This window comes from Caulobacter sp. 17J65-9, from assembly GCF_010975005.1.
GTDB lineage: Bacteria > Pseudomonadota > Alphaproteobacteria > Caulobacterales > Caulobacteraceae > 17J80-11.
On the sequence record NZ_JAAIVC010000173.1, the window covers coordinates 1 to 7,703 of the forward strand.

4 protein-coding genes, 1 pseudogene and 1 riboswitch are annotated in these 7,703 nt (G+C 73.3%); of the genes and pseudogenes, 2 read left to right on the forward strand and 3 right to left on the reverse strand.

Going from position 1 to position 7,703, the window contains the following annotated elements; translation table 11 throughout:
• Positions 1 to 1,221 (reverse strand): annotated as a pseudogene (locus G3573_RS18390) (DNA mismatch repair protein MutS); the annotation flags it as partial.
• 134 nt (positions 1,222 to 1,355) lie between these two features.
• A riboswitch (cobalamin riboswitch) is annotated at positions 1,356 to 1,592 on the forward strand.
• 138 nt (positions 1,593 to 1,730) lie between these two features.
• Here G3573_RS18390 and G3573_RS18395 point away from each other — a divergent pair.
• On the forward strand, positions 1,731 to 3,527 hold the full coding sequence (locus tag G3573_RS18395; protein WP_163263144.1) for a TonB-dependent receptor: 1,797 nt from the start codon (positions 1,731 to 1,733) through the stop codon (positions 3,525 to 3,527).
• On the opposite strand, the gene G3573_RS18400 is transcribed toward G3573_RS18395, so the two are convergent.
• Positions 3,511 to 4,422, reverse strand: coding sequence for an aldo/keto reductase (locus tag G3573_RS18400; RefSeq protein WP_163263145.1), 912 nt, complete (start codon positions 4,420 to 4,422; stop codon positions 3,511 to 3,513). The two genes, G3573_RS18395 and G3573_RS18400, sit on opposite strands and share 17 nt — an antisense overlap.
• Positions 4,422 to 5,534, reverse strand: coding sequence for an aminotransferase class III-fold pyridoxal phosphate-dependent enzyme (locus G3573_RS18405; protein WP_163263146.1), 1,113 nt, complete (start codon positions 5,532 to 5,534; stop codon positions 4,422 to 4,424). The genes G3573_RS18400 and G3573_RS18405 overlap by 1 nt, the downstream gene beginning before the upstream one ends.
• Positions 5,535 to 5,852: 318 nt before the next feature.
• Between G3573_RS18405 and G3573_RS18410 the strand changes: the two genes are divergently transcribed.
• On the forward strand, positions 5,853 to 7,703 hold a 1,851-nt coding region (locus tag G3573_RS18410), incomplete at its 3' end, for a methyl-accepting chemotaxis protein (protein WP_163263147.1).

The window sequence follows — 7,703 nt, forward strand, 5'->3', positions numbered from 1 at the left end:
GGCCAGCGGCTCGCGGGCGGCGGCGAACAGGGCGCCGAGCTCCAGTCCGGCGGTCAGGCCCTGGCGCAGGGCCCCCAGGTCGCGCGGGCCGCCGCGGCCCAGGGTCAGGCGGGCCAGGGCGCGAGCCATGTCGCCCGAACCCTTCAGCACGTCGCGGGCGTCGCGGCGCAGCGGACGGCGCTCGACGAAATACTCGACCCCGTCCAGGCGCGCGTCGATGGCGGCCGGATCCAGCAGCGGGCGCGACAGGCGCGCGCCCAGCAGGCGGGCGCCGCCGGAGGTGACGGTGCGGTCGATCGCAGCCAGCAGCGAGCCTTCGCGCGCGCCGGACTGGGCCCGGTCGATCTCCAGGCTGGAGCGGGTGGCCGGATCGACGGCCATGAACTCGGCCTCGGCCCCGCGGCGCGGCGCCTTCAGGATCGGGGCTTTGCCGGCCTGGGTGGTCTCGATGTAGGCGGCGATCAGGCCCAGCGCCGAGATCTCGGCAGGCGCGAATTCGCCGAAGCCGTCCAGGGTGTCGACGCCGTACAGGCGTTTCAGCCGCGCCTCGGCCCCGGCCGGTTCGGACAGGGCGGCGGCCATGGGCTGGACCGCGCCGCCGGCCTGCTTGAGGGCGGCGTTGACCAGCTCGTCGGCGAACAGCCGGTCGGCAGCCAGGGTCTCGGACGGACGCAGGGCGCCCAGCGCCGCGGCCAGGTCCTCGCGGGCGACCAGCAGGCTCTCGACGTCGCCGGTCGACAGCTCGACGCTGGCCACCGCCGCGCGGCCCGAGCGCACGGCCACCGCGGCCAGACGGTTGGAGCCGCGGGCGTCCAGCAGGGAATCTTCGGTCAGGGTGCCCGGCGTGACCACGCGGACGATGTCGCGCCGCACGATCGACTTGGAGCCGCGCTTCTTGGCCTCGGACGGGTCCTCCATCTGCTCGCAGACGGCGACCTTGAAGCCCATGCGGATCAGCTTGGCGAGGTAGGCCTCGGCCGCGTGCACGGGCACGCCGGCCATGGGGATCTCCTCGCCGCCGGACTTGCCGCGGCGGGTCAGGGTGATGCCCAGCGCCTCTGCCGCCTTCACCGCGTCGTCGTAGAACAGCTCGTAGAAGTCGCCCATCCGGAAGAACAGCAGGGCGTCGGGCTGGCGCGCCTTGGCCTCGAAGAACTGGGCCATGACGGGCGTCGCGTCCGGCGGCACGACAGGGACGGCGGGGGTCGAAGGCGCGTTCATCGGCAGGGGCGAGGGCTCGAAACGGGGACTTGAAGCCCGGGGAATCGCCCCGGCGACGTGTGGCTTCCTTGTCGCCGAGCGGGGCTTTCGGCTCAAGCGGCGGATGCGGGACTTGCCGTCGCGGAGGCGCGAGCGTACGGCCAAGCTCAGGTGGTGTCCCTGAGAGGGGACCTAAGAGGGAACGCGGTGCGGGCGATCAGCCCCAATCCGCGGCTGTGCCCGCAACTGTGAGCGGCGAGGGCCGTGTCCGCCCGTCCGCCCGGACGTGATCCGGGAAGGGACGGCGCCACTGGGGTGACCCGGGAAGGCGAGGGCGCGTCGGTCCCGATGACCCGCGAGCCAGGAGACCTGCCGCCGACGTCGCTCGTCCTCCGCCCGGGAACAGGCATGAGGCGCGGGACTGCTCCGTCGCAGCGACACCGGTCCGGCGTCGTCCCCTGAACAGGGGCGGACCGTGTCGCTAACAGCCCCCGCGCGCGCCGCGCTTGGGGCTTCGGAGACGAGCGCCAATGAAGCGCCTCCTGCTCTCGACCGCGACCCTCGCGGTCCTTTCCGCCGTGACCCCCGCGGCGGCCGAAACCACTGCCGATGCGTCCGACGTCGACGAGGTGGTGGTCACCGCCACCCGCCTGCCAACCCCCGTGGAGCTCGCGCCCGGCGCGCGGGTGATCGACGAGGCCGAGATCGAACGCAGCGGGGCGGTGTTCGCCGCCGACCTGCTCGACACCGTGCCGGGCCTCAGCGTCTTCCAGAACGGCGCCTACGGCGGCGTCGCCTCGGTGCGCATGCGCGGGGCCAGCGCCGACAAGACCCTGGTGCTGGTCGACGGGGTGCCGCAGAACGATCCCTCCCAGCCGGCCGGCAGCTTCGACTTCGCCGCCTTCGACCTGGGCGACGTCAGCCGCATCGAGATCCTGTCCGGGCCGCAGGGCTCGCTGTGGGGCTCGGACGCCATCGGCGGGGTGATCAGCTTCACCACCCGCGAGCTGGACGGCGCGCGCGCCGACATCGAGGTCGGCTCCTATGAGACGGTCCGCGTCTCGGCCGCCGCCGGGCGCAGCACCGAGCGCTGGGCGCTCTCGGTCAACGCCGCCAGCTTCGCCACCGACGGGATCTCCAAGGCCGACAAGGCCGACGGGAACACCGAGCGCGACGGCCTGGTCTCCCGCACCGCCGGCCTGAAGGGCCGCTACACGATCAACGAGAAGGTCCGGCTGGACGCCGCCGTGCGCTACGCCCGGGCCGAGGCCGACATCGACGGCTATCCGGTGTTCAGCCTGGAGGACACGCCCGAGACCTCCGACAGCGAAAGCTGGTCGGGCCTGGTCCGCGCGGTGGTCGACGGGCCGCTGGATTTCCAGCACCAGCTCAGCTTCAACCGCTACACCATCGACCGGGCCCGTCCGGACGAGCGCTGGGCCGCCACCTTCGGGGTCGAGCAGGAGGACGTCCGCGCCGATCTCAGCGACGGCTCGAGCGCCGAGCAGGGCGCCTTCTCGGCCTTCGGCGTGGTGCGAGTGAAGCCGGTGGATCGGCTGACCGTCACCGGCAGCCTGCGCCGCGACGATCCGGAGAAGATCAAGGCGGTCACCACCGGCCGCGCGTCGGCGACCCTGGACCTGGGCTGGGGCGTGTCGCTGCAGGGCTCCTGGGGCCAGGGCTTCAAGACCCCGACCATCAGCGAGGCGATGTGCGACTTCTGCTCGCCGCCGGGGCCGTCGCTGGGGCTGAAGCCCGAGCGGGCCGAGGGCTGGGACATCGGGATCGCCTGGGCCTCGGCTGACGGCCGCTTCGACGCCTCGGTCACCGGCTACCGGCTGGCGGTGCGTGACCAGATCGATTTCTTCTTCGACCCGTCGGACTTCTCGTTCCGCTACCGCAACATCGACCGCACCCAGACCCGCGGGCTGGAGGCGGAAGCTTCGGCCGAGCTGGTGGACGGCGTGACCCTGCAGGCGGCCTACGCCTACACCGACGCCGAGGACGCCACGACCGGCGAGCGGCTGCTGCGGGTGCCTGAGCACCAGGGCTCGGTCGGGGTGGACTGGACCGGCGATCGGGCCCGCGCCTCGCTGACCGTGCGCGGCGAGAGCGAGCAGATGGACTCCGACCCGACGGGCGCGGTGTACACGCCGGTGGTGCGCGACGGCTTCGTGGTCGCCGACCTGACCGGCGGCTGGAAGCTCACCGACAAGGTCGAGGCGACGGTCCGGCTGGTGAACCTGACCGACCAGCACTGGCAGCAGACCCTCGGCTACGGCGAGCCGGGCCGTTCGGCCTATGTGGGGCTCAGGCTGCGGTACTGAGCCGGGCCGGCGGCGGCGGGGCGCTCGCCCACAGACGCGGGTCCAGGGCCCGCGGGTGGTCGAGCGCCAGGGCGCTCCAGTCCAGCTTCGGCGAGGGCGCGCAGGCGGCGGCCAGCACCGCCCGCAGCTCCGCCGCGGACGTGACCCCCACGATCGCGGCGGAGGCTTCCGGCCGGTCCAGCGCGAAGGCTAGGGCGGCCTGCATGGGGTCGGCCCCGGCCTCGGCCAGGGTGCGGCGGATGCGCGACAGGCGCGGACCGGCGTCGGCCAGGCCCGCGGGCAGGCCGTCGCGCGGTAGGAACAGCAGGCCCTGCAGGAAGACTGAGCGCAGGTGGATCTCCACCCCCATGCCGGCCAGGGTCTCCAGCGTGCCGTCCTTGACCAGGCGCTGGTCCAGCAGGCTGACCGGCAGCTGCATCAGGTCGGGCTTGTAGCGGCGGGCCAGCAGCACCGGCTCCTCGGCGGCGTAGGCCGAGATGCCGATCTTCTGGAACAGGCCCTCGTCCTTCAGCTTCTGCAGCCGGGCCCACAGCTCGCGGCCCTCGGGGCCCAGCAGATCCTCGGCCGAGTGCACCAGCAGGGCGTGGGCGCGGGCCAGGCCCATGCTCTGCAGCGAGCGCCGCGCGCGCGCCTCCAGCCGGTCAAGGCCCTCGGACAGGCGGACCGTCTTGGTGACCACCTTGAACGGGCTCGGGAAAGGCCAGTTCTTGCCCAGCACCCGCTCGGCGTCGCCGTACTGGGCGGCGGTGTCGATCAGGCCGACCTGCGAGCAGGCGGCGTGGTCCAGCAGCTGGCGCACCTCGTCCTCGGGCACGCGCCCGCGGGCGTCGGACACGCCGGAGTCGAGACCGAATTGGGCCGTTCCCAGCCCGAGTTCCGCGCGTCGAACCACCATCAAGCCACTGTCCGCCGACGCACGGGTTTGTCAAAGCGACCGTTCAGCACCTGTGCGGCGAGCTCGGGCAGGACCGCGTCGTAGGCGGCCAGCAGGCCGGCGATCTCGGCCTCGCCCAGCGCCAGCGACGGCACGTGGGCGCCCAGGCTCAGCACGCCCTGGTCGTAGAGGCGCCGCGTCAGGGCCTCGAGCACGGCCTTGCCGTCGCGGCCGACGCGGGCGCGCACGTTCAGGCAGCTCCAGGTCGGGTCGCCGACGATCTCCAGGAAGGAGCCGGCGCCGGCGGCGTGCAGGCGCGCCTCCACCTCGGCGGCGATCTCGGCCCCGCGCACACGCAGGGCGGCGGGAACGTCGGCGCGTTCGACCGTGTCGAGGGTGGCGCAGGCGGCCGCCAGGGACGCCGCGCTCGGGCGCGGGCCGGAGGCCGGCAGGGTCTTCATCAGGTCGATGGCGCCGGCCACGGCGCCCAGCGGCCGGCCGTTGGCGAGCGAGGCGCCGATCACCGCCAGGTCCGGAACGACGCCGTGCAGGGCCTGGGCCCCGCCGGCGTGGACGCGCAGCGCGGTGCGGCTCTCGTCGAACACCAGCACCACGCCGTCGCGGCGGGCCAGGCGCTTGGCGGCCAGCAGGAATTCGCGCGGGGCGTCGAGCGGGCGGACCACCAGGGCGGCGACCTCGCCGGCGTGGGTGTCCAGCGCTTCGCCGATGCTTTCGACGTCGCCGGCGGCGGCGATCGCGTCGTCGCAGAAGAAGGCGCCGTCGCGCCCGGTGACCGTCTTGGCGACGACCAGGGCGTCGGCCAGGGCCAGCTGCAGCGAGGTGCGGAAGCCGACCGCCTCGGCGCAGGGCAGGGCGTCGGCCAGCCGTTCGGCGGCTTCGGCCTCGACCGCGCCCACCGAAGGCGCGGCGGCGACGGCGATCTCGACCTGCGGGTCGTTCCAGCCGAGCAGCACCGCCCCGTCGTCGCCGTGGAGGTCGATGCGTTCGGCGCCGGTGTCGTCCGTCACCAGGGCGCCGTGCAGGCGCCGGGCGGTCTTCACCACCGTCGCGTAGGCCGGCGCGGCGGCCGGTCGCGGGGCGGTCTGTCTTAGGCGGGCCTGAGCCTGCGCCATGGCGTCTCCTCCCAGACTGCACTGGGTTGAGTCGCACCCTAGGGGGGAAAGCTTAGGAACCCCTGAACGCCGGTTCGCGAGGGCGCTTTCGGGCGCGGGCGGCGCGCATTCGTCCCGGAAAGAATAACGTCGGTATTCGTGGCTTGTGCCCGCCGTCGAGCCTTCATTGAACGTGATTTAGTCAGGTTTTTACAAAGCTTAGTCGACCTCGATCACTGGTCGGTCAACGGCGCGTTAACCAATGCAACTCGAAAAGAACGACATTCACTGAAGCTTTTGCGCCGTGTCCGGAATCGTACGGACGCAGGAGATCCGCCCATGTCGCTCGCCCACCTTTCGGTCTCGCGCAAGTTGACCGTGGCGTTCGCCGCCGTGGTCGTCACCATCGCCGCCATGGGCGCGACGGTGGCCGTGAACCTGAGGGCGGTCGAGCGGCTGAAGCGGCAGGACGCCGAGATCGCCCAGGTGCTGTCGGCGGTGACCGGCGCGAGCTACGCCCTGGCCCGCCAGGAGAACAGCTATCGCGGCCTGCTGCTGTCGGGCGACAACTACTATGTCGGCCGGATCGACAAGCACCGCGCGACCTTCAAGGCCAGGCTGGCCGACCTGCGCCGCCTCTACACCGGCGACGCGCAGGCCCTGGCCCGGGTCGACCAGGCCGAGCAAGGGGCGGACGCCTGGTTCGCGGGCGTGGTCGAGAAGGGCGAGACTCTCGTCGCCGATCCGGTCGGTCGGGCCGAGGCGGTGGCCATGGTCGGGCCGAGCGGCGCCGCCGACGGCCTGATGGCCCCGGCCGAAGACGCCATCGACGAAATCGTGAAGCTGGAAAAGGCGCGCGAAGCCGCGATCGGGGCCGCCCACGAACGGGCGGTGAAGACCGCGGACCTGGTGCTCTACGTCGGCCTCGCCGGCGCGGTGGCGATCGCCGCCGCCATGGGCTGGCTGCTGGCCCGCGCCATCGCCCGCCCGGTGGTCGCCATGACCGGGGTCATGCGTCGCCTGGCGGCCGGCGACAACGCCGTGGACGTGCCCGCCCGCGACCGGCGTGACGAGATCGGGGCGATGGCCCAGGCCGTCCAGGTGTTCAAGGACGCGGCGATCGAGAAGCTGGGGCTGGAGCGTGAGGCCGTCGCGACCCGCGAGGCGGCCGAGGCGGAGCGCCGCCACACCGAGGCGACCCGCGAAGCGAGCGCCGCCGAACAGGCCGCGGTGGTGGCCGCCCTGGCCGAGGGGCTGGAACGGCTGTCGGCCGGCGATCTTACCTATCGCCTGATCCAGGGCTTCCCGGGCGACTACGAGAAGCTGAAGACCGACTTCAACGCCGCCATGAGCGGGCTGCAGGCGGCCCTGCGGACGGTGGTCGCCAACATCCACGGCCTGCGCGGCGGCGCTGGCGAGATCTCCGCCGCCTCCGACGACCTGTCGCGCCGCACCGAGCAGCAGGCCGCCAGCCTGGAGGAGACGGTCGCGGCGCTGGACGAGATCACCGTCACCGTCCGGCGCACCGCCGCCGGCGCCAAGCAGGCCTCCCAGGTGGTGGGCGCGGCGCGCGGCGACGCCGAGCAGAGCGGCGTGATCGTGCGCGACGCGGTCGCCGCCATGGGCGAGATCGAGGGCTCGGCCAAGCAGATCGGCCAGATCATCGGCGTGATCGATGAGATCGCCTTCCAGACCAACCTGCTGGCGCTCAACGCCGGGGTCGAGGCGGCCCGCGCCGGCGACGCCGGCAGGGGCTTCGCGGTGGTCGCGTCGGAAGTGCGCGGGTTGGCCCAGCGCTCGGCCGAGGCCGCCAAGGAGATCAAGGCGCTGATCACCACCTCGACCGCCCAGGTCGGCTCCGGCGTGGATCTGGTCGGCCGCACCGGCGAGGCCCTGGCCCGCATCGTCGAACGGGTGGCCGAGATCGACGCCCTGGTCGGCGAGATCGCCGGCTCGGCCCAGGAGCAGGCCACCGGCCTGCAGCAGGTCAATGCGGCCATGACCCAGATGGACCAGGCCACCCAGCAGAACGCCGCCATGGTCGAGGAGACCACCGCCGCCAGCCACGCCCTGGCCCAGGAGGCCGAGGTGCTGGCCGGCTCGGTCGCCCGCTTCCGCCTCGGCGAGCGTCAGGCGCAGGCGCGCGTCGCCCCAGCGCCGGCCCGTCCGGCGCCGCCCGCCGCCCTGGCG